Annotated in this window: 19 protein-coding genes, 1 tRNA gene and 1 rRNA gene; 1 reads left to right on the top strand and 20 read right to left on the bottom strand. The window is 64.7% G+C overall.

Going from position 1 to position 20,507, the window contains the following annotated elements:
• Positions 1-43 precede the first annotated feature (43 nt).
• Positions 44-466, bottom strand: a complete 423-nt coding sequence (locus CH276_RS22900; protein WP_094629407.1) for a phosphate acetyltransferase — start codon at positions 464-466, stop codon at positions 44-46.
• A 789-nt stretch (positions 467-1,255) separates the two neighbouring features.
• Here CH276_RS22900 and CH276_RS22890 point away from each other — a divergent pair.
• Positions 1,256-2,530, top strand: a complete 1,275-nt coding sequence (locus CH276_RS22890; protein ID WP_094629405.1) for a GGDEF domain-containing protein — start codon at positions 1,256-1,258, stop codon at positions 2,528-2,530.
• Between the two features lie 338 nt (positions 2,531-2,868).
• Here CH276_RS22890 and CH276_RS22885 read toward each other — a convergent pair.
• From CH276_RS22885 to rrf, 19 genes are all read right to left on the bottom strand, one after another.
• Positions 2,869-2,942: transfer RNA gene (locus tag CH276_RS22885), tRNA-Pro, on the bottom strand.
• 85 nt (positions 2,943-3,027) lie between these two features.
• Positions 3,028-4,476, bottom strand: coding sequence for a ribosome biogenesis GTPase Der (gene der, locus CH276_RS22880; protein ID WP_032398188.1), 1,449 nt, complete (start codon positions 4,474-4,476; stop codon positions 3,028-3,030).
• The gene (gene cmk / locus CH276_RS22875; RefSeq protein ID WP_094629404.1) at positions 4,473-5,156 is read right to left on the bottom strand and encodes a (d)CMP kinase; all 684 of its coding nucleotides are present in this window, start codon (positions 5,154-5,156) and stop codon (positions 4,473-4,475) included. Before cmk ends, der begins: the two co-directional genes overlap by 4 nt.
• Complete coding sequence (locus CH276_RS22870) at positions 5,156-6,349, bottom strand: pseudouridine synthase (protein WP_094629403.1); 1,194 nt, start codon at positions 6,347-6,349, stop codon at positions 5,156-5,158. The genes cmk and CH276_RS22870 overlap by 1 nt, the downstream gene beginning before the upstream one ends.
• 12 nt (positions 6,350-6,361) lie before the next feature.
• Positions 6,362-7,045: an SMC-Scp complex subunit ScpB gene (gene scpB / locus CH276_RS22865; protein WP_045195024.1), complete on the bottom strand. Its 684-nt coding sequence runs from the start codon at positions 7,043-7,045 to the stop codon at positions 6,362-6,364.
• Complete coding sequence (locus tag CH276_RS22860) at positions 7,042-7,878, bottom strand: segregation and condensation protein A (RefSeq protein WP_032398191.1); 837 nt, start codon at positions 7,876-7,878, stop codon at positions 7,042-7,044. Before CH276_RS22860 ends, scpB begins: the two co-directional genes overlap by 4 nt.
• Positions 7,875-8,801 (bottom strand): ParA family protein, encoded by a 927-nt coding sequence (locus CH276_RS22855; RefSeq protein ID WP_371828399.1) that lies wholly within the window; start codon positions 8,799-8,801, stop codon positions 7,875-7,877. Before CH276_RS22855 ends, CH276_RS22860 begins: the two co-directional genes overlap by 4 nt.
• A gap of 146 nt (positions 8,802-8,947) precedes the next feature.
• Complete coding sequence (gene xerD, locus CH276_RS22850) at positions 8,948-9,862, bottom strand: site-specific tyrosine recombinase XerD (RefSeq protein ID WP_032398193.1); 915 nt, start codon at positions 9,860-9,862, stop codon at positions 8,948-8,950.
• Positions 9,863-9,867: 5 nt separating this feature from the next.
• Complete coding sequence (locus tag CH276_RS22845) at positions 9,868-10,500, bottom strand: NUDIX domain-containing protein (RefSeq protein WP_094629402.1); 633 nt, start codon at positions 10,498-10,500, stop codon at positions 9,868-9,870.
• Positions 10,497-12,230: a CTP synthase gene (locus CH276_RS22840; protein WP_032398195.1), complete on the bottom strand. Its 1,734-nt coding sequence runs from the start codon at positions 12,228-12,230 to the stop codon at positions 10,497-10,499. The genes CH276_RS22845 and CH276_RS22840 overlap by 4 nt, the downstream gene beginning before the upstream one ends.
• Before the next feature lie 150 nt (positions 12,231-12,380).
• On the bottom strand, positions 12,381-13,328 hold the full coding sequence (locus tag CH276_RS22835; RefSeq protein ID WP_094629455.1) for a copper transporter: 948 nt from the start codon (positions 13,326-13,328) through the stop codon (positions 12,381-12,383).
• Positions 13,325-14,509 (bottom strand): putative cytokinetic ring protein SteA, encoded by a 1,185-nt coding sequence (gene steA / locus CH276_RS22830; protein WP_032398510.1) that lies wholly within the window; start codon positions 14,507-14,509, stop codon positions 13,325-13,327. The genes CH276_RS22835 and steA overlap by 4 nt, the downstream gene beginning before the upstream one ends.
• Positions 14,510-14,593: 84 nt before the next feature.
• Entirely contained in the window at positions 14,594-16,363 is a 1,770-nt protein-coding gene (recN, locus tag CH276_RS22825) for a DNA repair protein RecN (protein ID WP_176459399.1), read from the bottom strand.
• A 2-nt stretch (positions 16,364-16,365) separates the two neighbouring features.
• On the bottom strand, positions 16,366-17,331 hold the full coding sequence (locus tag CH276_RS22820) for an NAD kinase (protein ID WP_032398196.1): 966 nt from the start codon (positions 17,329-17,331) through the stop codon (positions 16,366-16,368).
• The gene (locus tag CH276_RS22815; RefSeq protein ID WP_032398197.1) at positions 17,328-18,149 is read right to left on the bottom strand and encodes a TlyA family RNA methyltransferase; all 822 of its coding nucleotides are present in this window, start codon (positions 18,147-18,149) and stop codon (positions 17,328-17,330) included. Before CH276_RS22815 ends, CH276_RS22820 begins: the two co-directional genes overlap by 4 nt.
• A gap of 1 nt (position 18,150) precedes the next feature.
• Positions 18,151-18,393: a hypothetical protein gene (locus CH276_RS22810; RefSeq protein ID WP_032398198.1), complete on the bottom strand. Its 243-nt coding sequence runs from the start codon at positions 18,391-18,393 to the stop codon at positions 18,151-18,153.
• 77 nt (positions 18,394-18,470) lie between these two features.
• Positions 18,471-19,460: an HAD-IIA family hydrolase gene (locus tag CH276_RS28775; protein ID WP_094629400.1), complete on the bottom strand. Its 990-nt coding sequence runs from the start codon at positions 19,458-19,460 to the stop codon at positions 18,471-18,473.
• On the bottom strand, positions 19,457-20,338 hold the full coding sequence (locus tag CH276_RS28770; protein WP_082322671.1) for a hypothetical protein: 882 nt from the start codon (positions 20,336-20,338) through the stop codon (positions 19,457-19,459). Before CH276_RS28770 ends, CH276_RS28775 begins: the two co-directional genes overlap by 4 nt.
• 72 nt (positions 20,339-20,410) lie before the next feature.
• Positions 20,411-20,507, bottom strand: a 5S ribosomal RNA gene (rrf, locus tag CH276_RS22795); the annotation flags it as partial.

Below are 20,507 nucleotides of genomic sequence, written 5' to 3'. Positions count from 1 at the left end.
ACACGAGCGATCTCGCTCTTCGTCCACGGACGATCCGATAGGTCTACTTGTCGGCAAGTCCCGTTGCCTCTGCCAAGTATTCGCGTGAGTCTCGAAATGTTTGCGCAACACCGCGTCCGGCGATGGCGTGGTACCGACTGAGCCGGTCGTCATCGAGAGCTTCTAGGACGGTACTGGAATCCGCGTGCATCCAACCACCGTCTCGAACCAGTTCGTGGGCGCGTTTGCTGGGTAGCGCCGAAATACCCTCGACCCTGATCCCATTCGGATCGGTCGACGCCGCGATGTAATAGGCCTTCTTGCCGGGGTACCCGGCCTTGACCTTCTCGCGCAACCGGAAGACGGCATCGGCCGCGTCGTCGATGGCCGATGCCTGTTCGTCGGAGCCCGATTCGGCGGCAGAGATTCGCGCGATCTCTCCATCGAGCGCGGAAAGCAAAGTGGCGAGGTACTCGAGATCGCTCATGGACCCATGATGCCCTAGATCAGTGATCCCTCGGACCAACACCCGACCGCAGGATGTCGGCGCCTCTACAGCTCGGGCTCAACCTGAGCAAGCGCACAGTCCAGATGCCTACCGGCGATGTCATGGACCGCTAATGAGGCGGAGATCCCCGAACGGTTGCCCGCACCACCTGCAACTTCCACCGATGTAGTCGTGCCCGTCTTCACGCTCGCATTCGTCGACTGCGCATTCGCTGCCGCACGAGAGCATCTGGCCACACCGCTCACCGCTCACCGCCACAGGCCGGGCGGTGACAGTCACTCGGCATACAGACGAAAAAAGACGGCCCCGGATTTCTCCGAAACCGTCTTCGACCTGCAATGTGTCGGGCTGACAGGATTCGAACCTGCGACCACTTGACCCCCAGCTGGATCGACCGTTACATCGATGGACCCACCCGGACGCAACACACAGCTGCTGACCAGGCGCTCTCGCCCGGATCGGTCCAGGTCAATCCGCCCTCGGTCGAACCGAGTAGGGACACGCTCGAACATCGATTGCTCCACGCGGATCCACCGAAAGCCCCACGCACCACACCGATACACCGCTGCGAAAAGTGATCGAACCACCGACCCGACACGGCCTCGTATCCAGACAGCGAGGACACCCCGCTGAAGGGACGAAGCTACAACCTACGCGTCCAGCCTCCGAGCTCTGGTTGAGGCCGATCGCTCGAAAGCTCGGGCACGATCGGGACGAACGGAGCAGACTCCCTATCGGATCAGTTGCAGCTGGAACGGACGTGCTGTCGTGGGCGATCGACATCGTGAGGACAACCTGGGGCCCGATCACGTTTCGGGGATCGAGACGCCGAACGCATCGATAGGCATCACCCGATACTTCATCGACACCGGGCGGCTCGAATGGGATGCTCGTGCCGCCGACATCTTCGAGGCGGGCCTCGATCCCCGGCCTGCAATCGAGATCTGGCACGAACGTGTGCACCCGGACGACGCGCACCTGCTGGTCCAACTCTACGAGGACGCAAGCGCCGACGTCGGTGCGGAGTGTATCTACCGGGTTGTTCTCTCCGACGGCACCGTTCGCCACATTCTCACTCGAAGTGTCGCCGTGGAAACCGCGCCCGATGGCCATCCGACGGTTCTGACCGGAGTGGTTTCACAGGTCCGACCGCTTATCGATACGAGCGAACGCCTCGGTACAGTTCTGGACTCCGTCTCGCTGGGCTTCGCGATCCTCGACCGCGACATGATAATCCGTTACGTCAACACGCAGACCGAACGGCACCTCGGCATCGCCCGGGATCAGCTCATCGGACGACATCTGCACGACGCGCTCCCCGATACCCAGGGCTCCTACTTCGACAACCTTCACCGCGACGCGTTGCTCACCTGCGGCGAGGTCAGCATCGAAGCACCCGCACTCTTTCGCCCCGACACGATCATGGAGGTGACCGCCAACTACGTCGAGGACGTTGTCGCAGTCAGTTTCCGCAACATCACCGATGCAGTTCACAGAGCCACACGATTACTCGACGCATACCGAGAACTTCTCGCCAAATCTCGACTCGACGACCTCACAGGAGTGCTGAACCGATCTGCTCTGTTCGAACGAATCGAGAGGGTCAGCGCCGAAATATCGCTCCCCACAGCAATATTGTTCATCGACGTCGACAACTTCAAGACCATCAACGACACCCACGGCCATCTCGTCGGCGATCACGTTCTACGCATCACCGCCGCCCGACTCGCCGACCTGTGCAATTCCAACACTGTCCTCGGCCGGATCGGGGGCGACGAATTCGTCATAGCGATGTTCGACGATGACGAACCACTGACGACGAACGAGCCCGAACAACTCCGCCGACGACTACGCCGTGCAGCCCGCGCACCCATCGACTTGAACGACTCCACCCTCTCGATCGAATTGAGCGTCGGAATCGCACACAACACAGGCGAGTCGACTCTCGAGGACATGCTCACCCGAGCCGACCTCGCTCTGTACGAACACAAAACCAACATTTCCCGCATCGACGTCCCTCGCCGGACAAAGCATCAGCACTGACCGCTGACGGAACCGGATCGAACCCCTGCGGCAGCGCTACAGCGGATCTGGACGAAACAAGAACCGGAGCCACCGATTCGTCCGAGCTGCAGCTCGACACGGACCCCTATGGGCCCAGTAGCTCCACGAGGAGCAAACCAGCTGAACAAAGTGGCTCCGTCCGCTCAGGTCCATTCGACCGACGCACGCAGATCGCCGGACACCAGCGGATACACCTGGACAGCGCCTCAGCGCCGAGTTCGACCGTGTAAGCATTGAGTAGTGACACCCCCGCGGCACGCACACAAAAAAGACGGCCCCGGATCTCTCCGAAACCGCCTCTGACCTGCATCTATCTGTCGGGCTGACAGGATTTGAACCTGCGACCACTTGACCCCCAGTCAAGTGCGCTACCAAGCTGCGCCACAGCCCGCCGCGCCTCGAAAGGCGCTTGCTGAGATTACCCCAGCCCTACCCCTGAGAGGAAATCGCCTGCTCAGAGGCGGGGTCGGGCTACATCAGCGGTTGTTGCCCTTGCCCGGCCGTTCCCGCTTCTCGCGGATACGCACCGACACACGCACGGGGCTGCCGTCGAAGTTGAACTCCTCACGCAGACGCCGCTCGATGAATCGGCGATAGCCTGCCTCGAGGAAGCCCGTGGTGAACAGCACGAACGTCGGCGGCCGCGTGCTGGCCTGCGTCGCGAACATGATGCGCGGCAGACGTCCGCCACGCATCGGCGGCGGTGTCGCCGCCACGACTTCCTTGAGCCACGTGTTGAGGCGTCCGGTGGGCACTCGCTTGTCCCACGACTCCAGAGCCGTTTCGAGCGCAGGTACGAGCTTCTGTACCGCACGGCCCGTCTGTGCCGAGATGTTCACACGCTGCGCCCACGGCACCCGAGCGAGATCACGATCGATCTCCTTCTCGAGCTGCTGACGACGATCATCGTCCACCAGATCCCACTTGTTGAACGCCAACACCAACGCGCGGCCGGCATCGGAGACCATGCTCAGCACACGCATGTCCTGCTCCGAGATCACCTGTGAGGCATCGAGAAGCAGAATCGCGACCTCGGCGGCCTCGATGGCGGACTTGGTGCGCAGCGACGCGTAGAACTCGGCACCGCTGGCATGGCTAACGCGCTTACGCAGTCCTGCGGTATCGACGAATCGCCAAGTCTTGCCGCCCAATTCGACCAACGAGTCGACAGGATCGACGGTGGTGCCGGCAACATCGTGCACCACCGAGCGCTCGTCGCCCGACAGCTTGTTGATCAACGAGGACTTGCCAACGTTCGGCTTACCGACCAGAGCGACACGCCTGGGTCCCCCACCGGGAATTCCCTCACGCGGCGTCTCGGGCAAGGCCTCGAGCACGCGATCCAGCAGATCACCGGTACCGCGGCCATGGGTGGCCGAGACCGACAGCGGCTCCCCCAGACCCAGCGACCACAGCGCGGCAACCTCGGACTCGGTGCGGCCGTCGTCGACCTTGTTGGCCACCAACAGAACCGGAGTCTTCGAGCGACGCAGTACTCGCGCCACTGCCTCGTCCGTCGTCGTCGAACCGACTCGCGCATCGACGACCAACAGGATCGCATCGGCGGTGTTCATCGCCAACTCGGCCTGGCGCGCAACGGATTGCTGCAGACCCTTCGCGTCGGGTTCCCAACCGCCGGTGTCCTGCACCAGGAAGCGTCGACCACTCCAGTTCGCCTCGTACGACACCCGGTCACGGGTGACGCCTGGGACGTCCTCGACCACTGCTTCGCGTCGTCCGATGATGCGGTTGACGAGCGTCGACTTACCGACGTTCGGTCGGCCCACCACGGCGAGAGTCGGTACGGCTACGGCATCTTCGCCGTCTTCACCTTCGTTGAGGTCGACGTACTCCCACTCGCCCTCGTCACTCCATGTTCCGTCGCCCGCGGTTTCCGCTGCGCCGGAGAAGAATTCTTCACTCACTGGACTGCTCCACTTCTGTCGTTCACCACGAGCAGCAAACGCTCGATCACGCCGTCGAGATCCAGCTCGCTGGTATCGACGATCACCGAATCCTCGGCGGGACGAAGCGGTGACACTGCTCTCGTCGAATCTGCGTGATCGCGGCGTTGCACGTCCGCGAGCACGGATTCGTAGTCGTCGTCGCGACCCTCTTCGATGTTCTGTTTGTTGCGACGCTGTGCCCGCGCTTCCGGTGAGGCAGTCAGGAACACCTTCACGTCGGCGTCGGGAAGAACGACGGTGCCGATGTCGCGGCCCTCCACCACGATTCGCGTCGACGAACTCGCAAGGTCGCGCTGCATCTGCACCAAGAGCTCACGCACCGCAGGCACTGCGGAGACGGCCGAGACGGCCTTGGTGACCGCATCGCCGCGGATTTCGCCGCTGACGTCCTCACCGTCGAGCAGAACGGTCTCGGACAGCGGGTCCTTGCCGATCTCGAGGGGAAGTGCTGCAACAGCTTTCGCGACAGCGTCTGCATCGGTGGGCTCGACGCCCGAGCGCAGCACCCACACCGTCGCCACGCGGTACATCGCACCGGTGTCGAGGTAGCTTGCTTCGAGTGCCGATGCGAGCCTGCGCGATACCGACGATTTGCCGGTGCCCGAAGGCCCGTCCATCGCCACGACGAGCGCGCTCATCACAGGCCCACGGATTCGTAGAGCTTGCCGATCTCGCCGCGTCCGAGGACACGCAGTGTTCCTGGACGCTGATCGCCGAGCACGATGTTGCCGACATCGGTACGCACGAGACGTCCGACGGGGAAGCCGACCTTGTCGAACAACCGACGCACGATGTGCTTGCGGCCCTCGTGGAGCGTCACCTTGACGAGAGACTTGCCGTCCGAGATGTCGAGCAGCTGGAAGCCGTCGACCTTCACCGGGCCGTCGTCGAGGGTCACGCCTTCACGCAGCTGCTTACCCAGAGTGCGGGGAATGGTGCCGAACAGCGTCGCGAGGTAGGTCTTGGAGACCTCGAACGACGGGTGCATCAGACGGTGAGCAAGATCACCGTCGTTGGTGAAGAGCAACAGCCCCTCGGTGTCGGCATCGAGGCGTCCGACGTGGAACAGTCGCTGCCCCGCCTGCACGCGCTCGGAGACGATGTCGCCGACGCACGGGCGTCCCAGATCGTCGGACATGGTGCACTGCCATCCACGCGGCTTGTTCATCGCGAGGTGAACCAGCTCTTCCTTCACGACCACGCGAGTGCCGTCGACGCGGACCACAGCGATGTTGGGATCGATGCGGATGCCCTGTTCGGTGACGATGCGTCCGTCGACCTCGACGCGGCCGTCGGCGATCAGTTCCTCGGCGGCACGACGCGATGCGACGCCTGCCTGCGCGAGCACCTTCTGCAACCGAACGCCTTCACCGGCGGGTACGTGCTTGCGCGGTGAGGAATCGGTGTGCTGATGCTTCGCCGGTTTGGCGTTGCTGATCGTGGTCGACGGAACCTGCTTCTTCTGCGGCTTCGGCGGCTTGGGACGCGAGGGCTTCTTGCGAGGAACGGCGTCGTTGCTGCGGTCGTTGATGCCGGTCTCGACAGGCTTGTAATCGAAGGATTCCTGCTCGACGCCCTTGCGCGGGGCCGGCCGGGCTCCTGCACGAGGAGCTCCGGTGCGGGGTGCACCAGCACGGGGTCCCCCGGTACGAGGGGCACCAGCGCGAGGGGCTCCGGTGCGGGGAGCGCCGTCACGGGGCGCCGCGTCGCGGGTGCGATCTCCGCGGCGCGCGTCACGCGCAGTGTCCGACCTACCTGCGGTCGGCTTCCTGCGCGGATCTTGTCTCTTGTTACGGTCCGGTGTGCCATCACGGCGAGCGGGCTTGTTCACTTGTCTTACCTATCAGTCGTCCGAGTCGAGCTCGGCTGCCGGATCGGGTTTCGATCCGCGGTTCTTGGTGGAGCGGGTCGTTCTCGGGTCGGTGTCCATGCTGTCACTGATCTCGTCGATCAGGTCCACACCCGGCAACAGCGGTGCCAGTTCGGGTAGATCACCGAGCGATGCGAGCCCGAGCCGTTCGAGGAACAACTCGGTGGTGCAGTACATCGTGCCGTTCGTCTCCGGGTCCGTTCCTGCTTCGGAGATCAGTCCACGGGCGAGCAACGTACGCATCACTCCATCGACATTGACTCCACGTACGGCGCTGACTCGTGCGCGGGTCAACGGTTGACGATATGCGATCACGGCCAGGGTTTCCAATGCCGCGCGTGTGAGCTTGGACCGAGCCCCGTCCAGAAGCAGCCGTTCGACGTACGGCGCATAGGCGGTTCGGGTGTAGAAACGCCATCCGTCACCGGCGTAGCGAAGGTCTATTCCGCTGGTTCGTTCGGTCAGTGCGGCAGCCATCTCGTTCAGGGTTGCGCGCACGCGCGCTACCGACGCACCCACCGCCGAGGCGAGTTGCTCGTCCGAGGCAGGGGTATCGACGATCAGCAACACAGCTTCCAGAGCCGAGGCGAGGGTGGCGTCGTCGAGCTCCTCGGAATTCTCGCCGTCCTCTAGCTCGAGCTCCGGGTCGACACTCATGCGTAGTCCTCTTCCGTGACCACGATGGGTCCTTCGTCCTTACCGGTCCAACTCACTCGGAGATCGCCGAGCGGCTCGGGCTGCTCGAACGCGATCACCTGTTGGCGGAACAGCTCCAGCAACGCCAGGAATCGCGCGATTATTTCGACCTGCACCTCGCAGTCCTGCACCAACTCCGAGAACGATGCCCACTCGTTGAGGCCTCGGCCCTGCAGATTGTCGAGCAGCCACGCCGCCTGCTCCGGGATCGAGACCGCGTGCTGATGGATGTGATCGAGCCCCACCTGCGGAATCGGTTTGGGGCGAAATGCCGCAGCGGCGATGTCGGCGAATGTGGCCGGGTCGACGCCGAGCAGCACCTCGGGAATCAGATCGGCGTACCTGTCCTCCACCGACACCGATCGCGGATAACGTCGCAGCGCAGCAGCTTCCAGTTCACCGAACAGCAGAGCGACCTGCTTGTAGGCCCGGTATTGAAGTAGCCGGGCGAACAGTAGATCTCGAACTTCGAGCAGCGCAAGATCCTCGGCGTCCTCCACATCGCCCGAGGGCAGCAACCGTGCTGCCTTGAGGTCGAGCAGCGTCGCGGCGACGACGAGGAATTCCGTCGTCTGGTCGAGGCCGACATCGGCACCGAGCGACTTGGTGAACGAGATGAAATCGTCGGTGACGGTGTGCAACGCCACTTCGGTGACGTCCATTCGATGCTGACTGATCAACGACAGCAGCAGATCGAACGGACCCTCGAAGTTGAGCAACCGCACCCGGAATTTCGACGGATCCGCGTCGGCCGGAACCTCGATCGGGGCCTCGTCGGCAGCGTCGACGGTCACGGACCCGACCGGTAGATCACCTCGCGCGCGAGGGCGCGGTACGCCTGTGCGCCGCCGGATTTCGGAGCCCACGTGGTGATCGGCTCACCGGCCACACTGGTTTCCGGGAATCGGACGGTACGGGTGATCACCGTGTCGTAGACGACGTCGCCGAACACCTCGACCACTCGCGTCATCACCTCACGCGAGTGCAATGTGCGGGCGTCGAACATCGTCACCACGATGCCGGCCAACGTGAGCCGCGGGTTGAGCCGATCGCGCACCTTCTCGACGGTGTCGTTCAACAACGCCAGTCCGCGCAGACTGAAGTACTCGCACTCCATGGGGATCAGCACTTCGTCGGCACACGTGAGCGCGTTGACCGTCAACAGACCGAGCGACGGCTGGCAATCGATGAGGACGTAGTCGTAGCGATCGAGAATCGGATGCAGCACCCGCCCGAGTGTCTGCTCCCGGCCGACCTCGGTGACCAACTGAATCTCGGCTGCGGAGAGATCGATGTTGCTGGGCATCAGATCGAGGTTCTCGACGCGAGTGCGCATGATGATGTCGTCGGCGGAGACCTTCGCTTCGACGAGGAGGTTGTAGACCGTCAGATCGAGCTCGTGATGTGCGACGCCCAATCCCGCAGACAGTGCGCCCTGCGGGTCGAGATCCACGAGCAGCACGCGGCGGCCGTAGCCGGCCAACGAGGCACCGAGATTGATGGTCGACGTCGTCTTGCCGACGCCACCCTTCTGGTTGCACATCGCGATGATCTTGGCCGGGCCGTGACTGGCCAGCGGTTGCGGATCGGGGACGGCCCTGGTCTTGCGACCGGTGGGCCCGAGCTCGTTCGGCGCGGGAATGATGTCGTGTGTCTCCCGACTGGATTCCGGTTGACGCGTCTGGAATAGGGCACCGTCGAGATGCGGATGATTCAAGCCTGACTCCGCCGCTGGCGGCTGCGGTGTCGACACGTTCCAGCGCTCCCCTGTCCCGTTCGTCTTCGAGTAGTTCACGCAAACGCTACCGCTTGACGCTCGCGCATCGTCACCGGACACGCTGACGCACGACAGCCGGCCTCGTGCTACCGGGCCCGTGGATGCGCTCCCGCCCACACTTCACGCAGAGTGTTGACGGTGACGAGGGTGTAGATCTGCGTCGTCGTCACCGACGCATGCCCCAACAGCTCCTGCACGACGCGGACGTCGGCGCCGCCGTCCAGCAGGTGAGTGGCGAACGAATGCCGAAGGACGTGTGGTGATACCCCCGCGGTGATCCCGGCCCGCACGGCCGAATCCTGCAACACCTGCCACGCACTCTGTCGAGACAACCTGCCGCCCCGAACGTTGAGGAACAGGGCAGGATTCGAGCGGGAGACCAGCCCCGGCCGGCCGCGCACCAGGTAGGCGTCGACGGCCTCGACAGCGGGTCGCCCGACCGGCACGATGCGATGCTTGCCGCCTTTGCCGCGCAGCAGCACCGAGCGAGCCTCGGTGTCGATGTCGTCGACGTCGAGCCCGACTGCCTCGGATATACGAGCCCCGGTGGAATAGAGCAGTTCCAGCAGAGCCCGATCCCGCAGTCCACGTGGGGCATCGGGACCGGCGATCGACGCCGATTCGAGCAGTGCAACCACCTGATCGACGGGCAGCGACTTCGGCAACCGCTTGGCCGGCTGCGGCGGCTTGACCTCGCTCGCGACGTTGCGCTCGACCATCCCCTCCGCGAGCGCAAACCTGTGCAGACCGCGCACCGCGATCAACGTCCGGGCCGCCGAACTCGCTGCGAGTGCCGGGAATTCGTCGTCACCGCGCCGTAGATAGAGCACGAACTCGGTGATGTCGTTCTCGGCGACCTTCGCCAGATCGGTGATGCCGTAGCCGCTGAGGAACCGCTCGTACCGCACCAGATCGCGACGGTAGGACGACACCGTGTTCGGTGCCGACCCGCGCTCGACCACCAGATGGTCGAGGTACGTCTGAATCTGCTGGCCGATCACGGTGGCTACTTTCGCGAACTCTTTCGCTTCTCGAAGGCAGTCGGCAGATCCGCCCACGGCGCATCGGCCGAACGCAGTTCGGTACCGGTAGCGCGCGCCGCGGCGAACGCGAGAACGCCCGCGACGGCGGATGCGTTGACGATCTCGCCCGACAGCGCACGACGGACGGCCTCGTCCACCGGAACGTAGGACAGCTCGATGTCGGCTTCCTCGTCGTGTGCCTCGGGCCGACCGACCTCGGTCAGGCCCTGCGCGAGGAAGATCCGCACGGCCTCGTCGGTGAACCCGGGCGAGGCAAGCACATCGACCAGAACCGACCACGTCTGCGCGGCGAGCCCGGTCTCCTCGGCGAGCTCACGCTGAGCCGCAACCACCGGCCGCTCCCCCGGCTCGTCCAGCAGACCGGCGGGCAACTCCCACAATCGACGACCTACGGGATGCCGGTACTGCTCGATCATCACCACACGATCCCGGTCGTCGACGGCCAGGATCCCGACCGCGCCGTGATGCTCGATCACCTCGCGCTCGGCCTGACGACCGTTCGGCATCGCCACCTGGTCGAGCCGGAGCGCGAGAATTGCGCCGGAGTACGGCACCGACGAATCGAGGGTGGTGAACTCGTGCCGAGGCTCGCTCATCCGACGGTCTCGGCGGCGACGTCCGATTCCTCCGTCTGACCCGTATCTCCGTGCACGTCGACCGGCAGACGCTCCGCGGCCTTGTACTTCAGCGCGGCATTGATCAACGACGCGAAGAGTGGATGCGGACGGGTGGGCCGGCTCTTGAGCTCCGGATGCGCCTGAGTGGCCACGAAGAACGGGTGCACGGAGGCAGGCAGCTCGACGAACTCGACCAGGTGGCCGTCCGGAGAAGTACCGCTGAACACCAAGCCGCTCTTGGCAATTCGATCCCGGTAGTCGTTGTTGACCTCGTAGCGATGACGGTGACGCTCGGAAACGCTTTCGGTGCCGTACGACGCCGCGACGACCGAACCCTTCTGCAGGGTTGCCGGGTAGGCACCGAGACGCATCGTGCCGCCCAGATCGGCGTCACCGGCGACGGCATCTTCCTGATCGGCCATCGTGGAGATCACCGGATCCTTGGTGTCCGGGTCGAACTCGGCGGAGTTGGCGTCCGTCAGACCGACCGAACGAGCCGCCTCGATGACGACACACTGCAACCCGAGGCACAAGCCCAGCAACGGAATCTTGCGCGTACGTGCGAACTCGATGGCCCCGAGCTTGCCCTCGATACCGCGGATACCGAAGCCACCGGGAATGAGCACGGCATCGACATCGCCCAACGCGGCCTGCGCCCCGGCGGGCGTCGAGCACTCGTCGGATGGGACCCACTTGATCTCGACCTTCGCGCGATGAGCGAATCCGCCTGCACGCAGCGCCTCGGTGACCGACAGGTACGCGTCGGGCAGGTCCACGTACTTGCCGACCAGACCGACGCGCACGGTCTCACGCGGCTGGTGAACACGCTCGAGCAGTCCACCCCAGATGGTCCAGTCCACATCACGGAACGGCAGACCGAGCTGACGAACGACGTACGCGTCGAGGCCTTCCTTGTGCAGCACCTTGGGAATGTCGTAGATCGACGGCGCGTCGGGCGTGGAGATGCAGCCGTCGACGTCGACGTCGCACATCAGCGCGATCTTGTTCTTCAATCCTGGCGGTACGTCGCGATCGCAACGCAGGATCAATGCGTCGGGCTGAATACCGATGCTGCGCAGCGCCGCGACGGAGTGCTGGGTTGGTTTGGTCTTGAGTTCACCGGACGGAGCCAGGAACGGAACCAGCGACACGTGCAGAAAGAACACATTGTTTCGGCCGACGTCGTGGCGCACCTGACGCGCGGCTTCGAGGAACGGCTGCGACTCGATATCGCCGACCGTGCCGCCGATTTCGGTGATCACGACGTCCGGCTGGTGACCCTGTAGGTCGGGGCCGTTCATCGCGAGAATGCGACGCTTGATCTCGTCGGTGATGTGCGGAATGACCTGAACGGTGTCGCCCAGATACTCACCGCGGCGTTCCTTGGCGATGACCGTCGAGTAGACCTGGCCGGTGGTGACATTGGCGAAACCGGACAGATCACGGTCGAGGAACCGCTCGTAGTGTCCGACGTCGAGGTCCGTCTCGGAGCCGTCTTCGGTGACGAAGACCTCACCGTGCTGGAACGGGTTCATCGTGCCGGGATCGACGTTGAGGTAAGGATCGAGCTTCTGCATGGTCACGCGCAGTCCGCGTGCGGTCAGTAGCTGGCCGAGGCTCGATGCCGTCAGGCCTTTTCCGAGCGAGGACGCGACGCCCCCGCTGACGAAAATGTGCTTGGTGTCGGAACGCGACTGAAGGCGTGACAATGAGGCTCCCGTGACGAGTCTGCAGGGCTTGCTCCTATCAGGGGGCTGATAAGAGAGGTGAAGCATGGAAATTGGGCCTGCTACCCACGGGACTTCACGGTAACACCAGTACCTACCTCACCGCCAACGACACGCGCGTTCGTACGACGATCAGCTCGCCGGCGCTCCGACGGTCACGGCGTTGGCATTGGCTCCGGTGCCGTAACGGCCGGACGCGCCGTCCAGCTGCTCCGCCAAGGCGAGAACGGTGGTGATCCGTCCTGCTTCACGGTCGACGTTGTCGACCGTGCTGAGAGCGGACGACAGCGCCGAATCGGCTCGCACGACAGCGATGGAACCGTTGCCCTCGGCCGCACCGGAGCGACCGGCCAGTACCGCGCCTGCACCACGTGAATCGAGGGCTCCCGCGAAGCGGGCGACGATGGCCCCGCGATTGCCGTCCTCCACGTCCGAGGTACCGGAACCGGTGACGACCACAGCCAACTGAGCGGGTGCGACGGCACCGTTGTCGTACGCGATGAACCCGCCGCTGCGCAGCGTCTCCAGTGCCAGCGAGAGCTCCTCGGGAGTCGACTGCGGCTGGGCGGTCTCGGCGTTGAGCAGCAACACCGAACCCAGCAGGTCCCCCGCGAGACTGCCCTGGTCCACCGCGCCGGTGCGCAACTGCACGCCGGCCGGAATGACGTTGGTCAGACGCGTCCGAAGATCGTCGCCGTTCGCAGCGGAGACGAACGAATCGGTCAGCGACACCCGACCGGTGACGGTGGCGCCCGAGGCTCCGATCGACCGCGTGACTCCGTCCACGTCCCCGGGGTCGGCGTCCGGGGTGGTGATCAGCACGACGCTGCGATCGACCAACGTATCCCGCAGCACTCGGCCCGAAACCGCGGCGTCGAAGCCGTCGGCCGAGTTGAGCTGCTCACCCAGGCGATTGTTGGTCGCCTCCAGATCGTCCACCTGAGTTTCGAGGCCGGTCTTGTCGTCTCGAAGGCCCGACACCAGACCGCTCGAGAGCAGACCCGAACCGAGCACGATGCCGATGGCCAGGGCCACGAAGACCGCTGCCAGCGAAATGGCATGTTGACGAAGCGAAATCACGAAAGCAACCCCTGGAACCACAGAGCGAACCGGTTCCACAGATCGATTGCCCAATCCAACGCTTCACCGCCGATGTTGGACACGGCCAACGCCACGATCACGGCAACGAGCGCCGCCAGAATCAACAGCGCGATCGCACCGCCGGACACACGGCTGCGGTACAGCGTCGCAACAGCTTTGGCGTCGACCAACTTGGCACCGACCTTCAGACGCGTCATGAATGCGGCCGGATTGGTGTTGCGTCGACCACGATCGAAGAACTCGTCCAGGCTGGCCGGGCTACCCACCGACACGATGAGCGAGGCCCCGTGATGATCGGCCAACAACAGCGCGAGGTCGGCAGCGGCACCGGTGGCCGGGAACGTCATGGCACCGATACCGAGATCCTGAATGCGCTCGAGACCCTGCGCGTGTCCGTCGGAATCCGCCGGAAGCACAACCTCTGCACCGCATTTGAGCGTCTGCGCAGTGACGTCCTCGGGATCGCCGACGATGAGGTCGGGGCGATGACCCGCCTTCATCGCGGTGTCGGCACCCGCACCGACGCCGATGATGACGGGCGAGTACTCCTTGATGAACGGCTTGAGATTCTTCAGATCCTCGGCGTGACCGGGTCCGTCTGCGACGATGACCACGTGGCGGCCCTCGAGGTCGATGTCGATGTCCGGCACGCCGACTCCGTCGATGAGCAACGGACTCTCGGTTCGGATGAACTCGATCGTGTTGCCCGAGAACGCTTCGAGATGGTCGACCAGGCCCGTCTTGGCCTCGATCATCTTGTCGGAGATCTCGGCTTCGCTCTGCTCCTCGCCCTTGGCGAGACGACGATCGCCGGTGTAGACGCCGCCGTCGTTGAGGCGGATCTTGGTGCCGTCCTTGATCTTCTTGAAGACTTCGGTGCCGGCCGAGTCGATCAAGGTGATTCCGTTGGCGACGATGACCTCGGGACCGAGGTTGGGATAGCGCCCGGAGATCGACGGCGACGCGTTGACCACCGCCAGCACCCCCGCCTCGACGAGCGCATCTGCGGTCAGGCGATCGAGGTCGAGCTCGTCGAGCACGACGATGTCGCCCGGGCCGACCCGTTTGAGGAGCTTGGCCGTGTTGCGATCGACTCGCGCGATACCGGTGATTCCGGGCAGCGAATCCTGACTACGTGACAGCAGAGCCGGCATCTTCATGAGGACCATGATGACCCGATCGACACGCCCGGCGACGGAGGCGCGCCGAAACAACTACCACACTGATCACATCAGCACCAAGAGTTACAACGCGGCTCGATCGGCGTTTGCCGTGGCCAGCAGCTCCTCGGCATGCGCACGTCCGGTCTCCGTGTCGTCCAGCCCCGCGAGCATTCTCGCGAGCTCGACGACCCGCTCCGACGACGACAACGTTCTGACGCCGCTGTTCGCCGCGCCCTTCTTGGCGTCGGTCTTGTCGACCACCAGGTGGGTATCGGCGAACGCAGCGACCTGCGGCAAGTGGGTGACCACGATGACCTGGTGTGTGCGAGCCAACCGGCCGAGTCGACGCCCGACCTCGACGGCCGCGCGACCACCGACTCCGGCGTCGACCTCGTCGAAGACCATCGTCGCACCCTTGTCCGAGCCCGCCAGCACCACTTCCAGTGCCAACATCACCCGCGAGAGCTCACCGCCCGATGCACTCTTGCTGATCGGAAGCGCCTGGGCACCGTCGTGCGCGGACAGACGAAACTCGACCTCGTCGACGCCGTTGCTGCCCGCATGCAATTCGGTACCGTCGACGACGATCGGGGCCGTGTCGGACGGTCCGGCGGGAAGTGCGCGAACATCGATCTGCAGCTTGGCTTTTCCCATCGCCAGGCCCGCCAGCTCGACGCTGACCGCCTTCGAGAGCTTTACGGCGGCCTTCGCTCGAGCCGCACTGAGCTTCGACGCAGCCGCCGCGACGTCGATCGCAGCCGCGTCGACCTTGGCGCTCAACTCGGCGAGCGCATCGGCCGAGGTGTCGATGTGCGAGAGTCGCTCGCGGGCGTCTTCCGCCCAGGCGATGACGCCGTCGACATCGGCGGCGTACTTGCGCGTCAACGACTTCAGCTCGGCCTGCCGGTTCAGGATCGTGTCGAGGGCACCCGGATCGGACGGCAGATCCGTCAAGTACGAGGTGAGGTCTGCCCCGATGTCGCCCACGATCGCCATCGCGTCGTTCAGTCGCGGCAACAGCTCGGTCAGTGCTGCGTCCTCGGCATGTTCGAGGCGAGAGCGAGCCTCGCCCAGCAGGTACAGCGCGGACGCCGTGTCCGACGCCTCCTCGGTACTCCCGACGAGTGCTGCCGAGGCACCTTCCGCGGTCTCACGCAGCGAATCGAGGTCCCCCAGCCGACGCACATCCTCGGCCACGGAGCGATCTTCACCCGGCTCCGGTGCCAGAGAGTCGATCTCCTGCAGGCCGAACTGCAGCCGATCGGCTTCCTGCGCCAGCTCGCGGCTGCGTTCGGTGCGGTCGATCAGCTCGTTGCGCGCGTCGAGCCACGTCTTGCGCGCGGTGCGGTACTTCGACACCAGGGACGCCACCGCGTCCCCGGCGAATCTGTCCAGCGCGCCGAGTTGCTGATCGGGACGCAGCAGCCGCAGCTGGTCGTTCTGACCGTGCACGGTCAGCAGCGAGTCGGTGAAGTTCGACAGCACCGATGCGGGCACGCTGCGCCCACCGAGGTGCGCACGCGAGCGACCGTCCGAGTTGACGGTACGCACGGCGATGATCGAATTGTCCTCGTCGCGTTGACCTCCCGAGGACTCGAGCACCTTGTCGACGTCGTCGATCACCTGCTCCGACGCGGTGTCGGTACTGAATCGCCCCTCCACGACAGCACGCTGTGCGCCGAGCCGAACCCGGCCTGCGTCGGCGCGGGCACCCGACAACAGGTGCAGACTGGTGACCACCATGGTCTTACCCGCACCGGTCTCGCCGGTGAGTACGGTCAGCCCCTCGTGAAACTGTGCGCTGGCACCGGAAATGACTCCGAGGCTGTCGATCCGAATCTCTTCGAGCATTCCTACCTCGCTCTCCCCCGCCACCCGGTAACGGGCAGTTCGAATTTCTTGACCATGCGATCGGCGAACGGTGCCGAATCGAGTCGAACCCATTTGATCGGTGACGCTCCCCGCACCACCTCGACGCGAGCACCTGCCGGCAGGCTCAGTGTGCGCCTGCCATCGCAGAATACGAATCCTGCGTGTCCGCCCGCATCGATCTCGACCGCGATGATCGACTCGGGGCTGGTGACGAGCGGCCGCGCGAACAAAGCGTGCGCGTTGCTCGGAATGACCAATATCGCTTCGAGTTCCGGCCAGACCACAGGCCCACCGGCCGAGAACGCGTAGGCCGTCGAGCCCGTCGGCGTCGAGATCAGAACGCCGTCGCACCCGAATGCGGACACCGGGCGCCCATCGACTTCGAGCACGACCTCGAGCACCCCGAGCCGCGACCCGTTCTCGATGCTCGCTTCGTTCAGTGCCCAGCCCCGATCGACCACCTGATCGCCCACGCGAATCGCAATGTCCAACGTCATGCGTTGTTCGATGCGGTAATCCCCGGCGATGACGCGGGCGAGGGCACCTTCGAGGTGGTCGGCCTCGGCCTCGGCCAGGAACCCGACGTGCCCGAGGTTGATGCCGAGCACCGGTATCGAGGCCGCTTGCGCGAGCTCGGCTGCGCGCAGGAAGGTCCCGTCACCACCGAGCACGAGGACCATCTCGCAGCCGGCGGCTGCGTCCGGTCCGAACTCGACGACGTTGAGCTTCATGTCTGCGACGAACACATGGTCGTGTTCCTCCGTATCGGAGGCTTCGATCTTCGATGGCTCGACCTCGTCGACGAGCACACGGAGGCAGATGCCCGCTTCATCGAAGACCTTGCCCACCCGACGCGCGGTTTCGGCGATGTCCGGTCGACCTGGATGGGCGACGAGAAGAATCTCTCGAGTCGACTCCCGTTCCGGTACTGACTGGGACGGAGTCACTGTGGTCCTTCCTCGATCGCGAGCCGGACGAGTTCCGTGATGTCGGCGCGTGGCGAGTCCTCGCCCACACCTGCCCTCAGCCACAAAAAGTACTCGACATTGCCCGACGGCCCCGGCAGTGGGCTTGCCGCCACAGCTTGCACCGTGAGATTCGAGGCGACGGCCGCCTTCGCCACGTCCTCGACGGCCTCGGCGCGCAGTGCAGGATCGCGCACCACACCTCCGGAACCCACTCGATCCTTGCCGACCTCGAACTGTGGCTTGACCATCAACACCATGTCGGTACCCGACTTCGAGCAGGCAACGAATGCGGGAAGAACGAGCTTGAGCGAGATGAACGACAGGTCTGCGACGATCACGTCCACCGGTCCACCGATCGTCTCCGCATCGATCGACCGAACGTTGGTGCGGTCGATGACATGAACGCGGTCGTCGGATTGCAGACGCCACACCAGCTGCCCGTATCCCACGTCGACGGCGACCACTTCACGCACACCTCGACTGAGAAGCACGTCGGTGAAGCCACCGGTGGATGCACCGGCGTCCAGACAACGTGCACGCTCGACGGTCAGCCCGAGCGGCTCGAATGCGTCGAGGGCGCCGAGCAATTTGTGCGCGCCGCGGGAGGCCCACGAGACCTCGTTGTCTTCTTCGGCCACCAGAAGCGGTGTGCCCGGTTCCACCGCGGTCGCGGGCTTGGAGGCCACGGTCCCGGCGATCTTCACCCGGCCCGCTTCTATCAGCTCCGAAGCGTGCTCGCGAGATCGGGCGAGTCCACGACGAACCAGCTCGGCGTCGACCCGTGCGCGACGAGCCACGTCAGGTCTTGTCGACGGTGGTCAGGGCGCGCACGAGTACCTCGTGCGCGCGGTCGAGCAGACTCGCGTCGCGCGCAAGGGCGTCGGAATCCACAGCCTCGGATTCCTCGTGGGAAGTCGACTCGATCGTGAGTTGATTCAGCAGCGAGGTTACTTCGGTGCGAACAGTGTCCGGATCTGCAGACGACTCATCGCCTGCACCGCTCGGCCGGTGCTGTCCTGGTAGTGGAATAGACGCGCTCATCGCCTCTCACGCTATCGGATGGGTCCGACGTACGCCCGATCGCCGCCGCTCTCGGAACACTGCTGTCGAATGCGGTATCAGCACCCGAGCAGCGAACGCAGATCGCCGAGTCCATCCCCCTCGAAGCGAATGTCCGAGAAGGCCGAGCCGGACCAGGCGACGTGCAGTGTGGCACGCGCACCCTCGAACGCATCGGGCGTACCGTCCCCGCCGTACTGCACCGAGAGCACCTCGTCGTCGATGGCGACCGTCCAACCGGTCTTGCTGCCGACGCTCGACGCCACTTCGTCATTGTTCAGGACTCCGAGATCGAGGCCGATGTGAGTGGGGCGCAGATGCCGAGGCGCATGCAGCAACTCTGCAGCGGTACTGACGCCGGTCAACACCAGCAGCGACGGCAGACCGATTTCGTTCGCACCAGCGATGTCGGTGTCGAGCCTGTCTCCGACGACCAGGGCCGCGCGTGCTCCGCTGCGCTCGATGGCGTCGTGCATGATCGGGGCGGCCGGCTTGCCTGCCACGATGGGCTCGATATCGGTGGCGTTGCGAACCGCCGCGACCATCGAGCCGTTCCCCAACACGAGTCCACGCTCGGTCGGCAAGGTGGCGTCGATGTTCGTAGCCACCCACAGCGCACCCGCCCGGATGGCGAGGACAGCCTCGGCAAGCATCTTCCAGTCTGTATCGACGGAGTGCCCCTGCACCACGGCCACGGGATCGTCGTCGGCAGACCTGACCGGCTCCAGACCGACCTTGGTGATCTCGTTCGCCAATGCGTCGGTGCCGACGACGAGCACCCGTGAGCCCGGGTCCACCTTGCCCGCGAGTACCCGAGCGGCCGCCTCGGAACTGGTGACGACGAACTCTGCTGAGGTAGCGAAGCCGAGACTACCTAGATGTTCGGCGACGTCCTCGGGAGCACGACTGGCATTGTTGGTGACGAAATACTGCTTCTCGGCCCCACCCGACAATGCTTCGACTGCACCGGGAATGGGATCCTTGCCGGCGTAGACGGTGCCGTCGAGGTCGAGCAGCAGAACGTCGTGGGCGTCGCGTAGCAACGTCACTGACTGCCTCCGGACAGCTCCTCGACCCGCTCTTCGGCGTCGGTCTCACCATCGACATCGGCCGCAGCAGCGTTGAGGAACCATTTCACACCTTCATCGACGCGACCTGCAGCAACCAGCGCATCGGCGTAGACGTAGAACAGGCGCGCGGCAGCGGTTCCGGATCGCGACGCGTCGAGGTCCGGGGTCTGCAGCGTGACGACGGCCTGGTCGTACTGGTTCAGGTCCATCCGCGCACCTGCCACGACGATTCGAAGCTCCGACGCCTCCTCACCGGTCAGCTCACGCGCCTCGTCGCTGCGACCGAGTTCGATAGCGCGCTCGGGACGTCCCAGTCCGCGCTCGCAGTCGGCCATCACAGCGATCAGACCCGGCCCGCCTGCCATGCGTCGGGCAGCGCGAAGCTCGGACAACGCTTCGGCCCACTCACCAGCGTGGTACGCCGCGATTCCCGCGGTCTCACGGACTACAGCGATACGACCGGCACGCTGACGAGCAGCGCGCGCATGCAGTAGCGCCAACTGCGGATCGTCGTCGAGCAATCTGCTGGTCATCACGAGGTGACGGGCCACAGCAGTGGCATTGTTCTTGTCCAAGCTCAACAGGTCTCGGCGCACTGCCGGCTCGAGCTGCCCGGCTTCGACCTCGTCGGGCAGATCCGGTTCATCCGGACGCGGCGGTCGACGGTCCGACGATGCACTGTTTCCGCGCCGATCTCCGGAGAATCCACCTTCACCGCCGCGTCTGCGAGGAGGACCGTCCGAGCGACGCGGGTCTCCGCGGCGGTCCTGAGCGCGGGGGTTGCGGTCTCGGGACTCGCTCGGGCGGTTGCCGCCGTCCCCTCGGGAGGGGCGACGATCGTTGTTGTCTTCCGACACGGGCGTCCTTTCGGATTTCGGTACAAACGCAAAAAGGGGACCCACCAGGTGGGTCCCCTTCTTACAACGGGTGTTCGGCGGTGTCCTACTCTCCCACACCCTGTCGAGTGCAGTACCATCGGCGCTGGAGGGCTTAGCTTCCGGGTTCGGAATGGGACCGGGCGTTTCC

The sequence above is a fragment of the Rhodococcus sp. 06-470-2 genome (assembly GCF_002258235.1).
GTDB lineage: Bacteria > Actinomycetota > Actinomycetes > Mycobacteriales > Mycobacteriaceae > Rhodococcoides.
Note: the sequence above shows the minus strand (reverse complement) of the source record. Positions and strands in the feature narration are given on the sequence as shown.

Bases quoted from the DNA above. Each gene is read 5' to 3' on its own strand.
- CH276_RS22900 (WP_094629407.1), bottom strand. From the start codon at position 466: ATGAGCGATCTCGAGTACCTCGCCACTTTGCTTTCCGCGCTCGATGGA.
- cmk (WP_094629404.1), bottom strand. From the start codon at position 5,156: ATGAGCGCGCTCGTCGTGGCGATGGACGGGCCTTCGGGCACCGGCAAA.
- scpB (WP_045195024.1), bottom strand. From the start codon at position 7,045: ATGAGTGTCGACCCGGAGCTCGAGCTAGAGGACGGCGAGAATTCCGAG.
- CH276_RS22845 (WP_094629402.1), bottom strand. From the start codon at position 10,500: ATGAGCGAGCCTCGGCACGAGTTCACCACCCTCGATTCGTCGGTGCCG.
- steA (WP_032398510.1), bottom strand. From the start codon at position 14,509: ATGAAGATGCCGGCTCTGCTGTCACGTAGTCAGGATTCGCTGCCCGGA.
- recN (WP_176459399.1), bottom strand. From the start codon at position 16,363: ATGCTCGAAGAGATTCGGATCGACAGCCTCGGAGTCATTTCCGGTGCC.
- CH276_RS22810 (WP_032398198.1), bottom strand. From the start codon at position 18,393: ATGAGCGCGTCTATTCCACTACCAGGACAGCACCGGCCGAGCGGTGCA.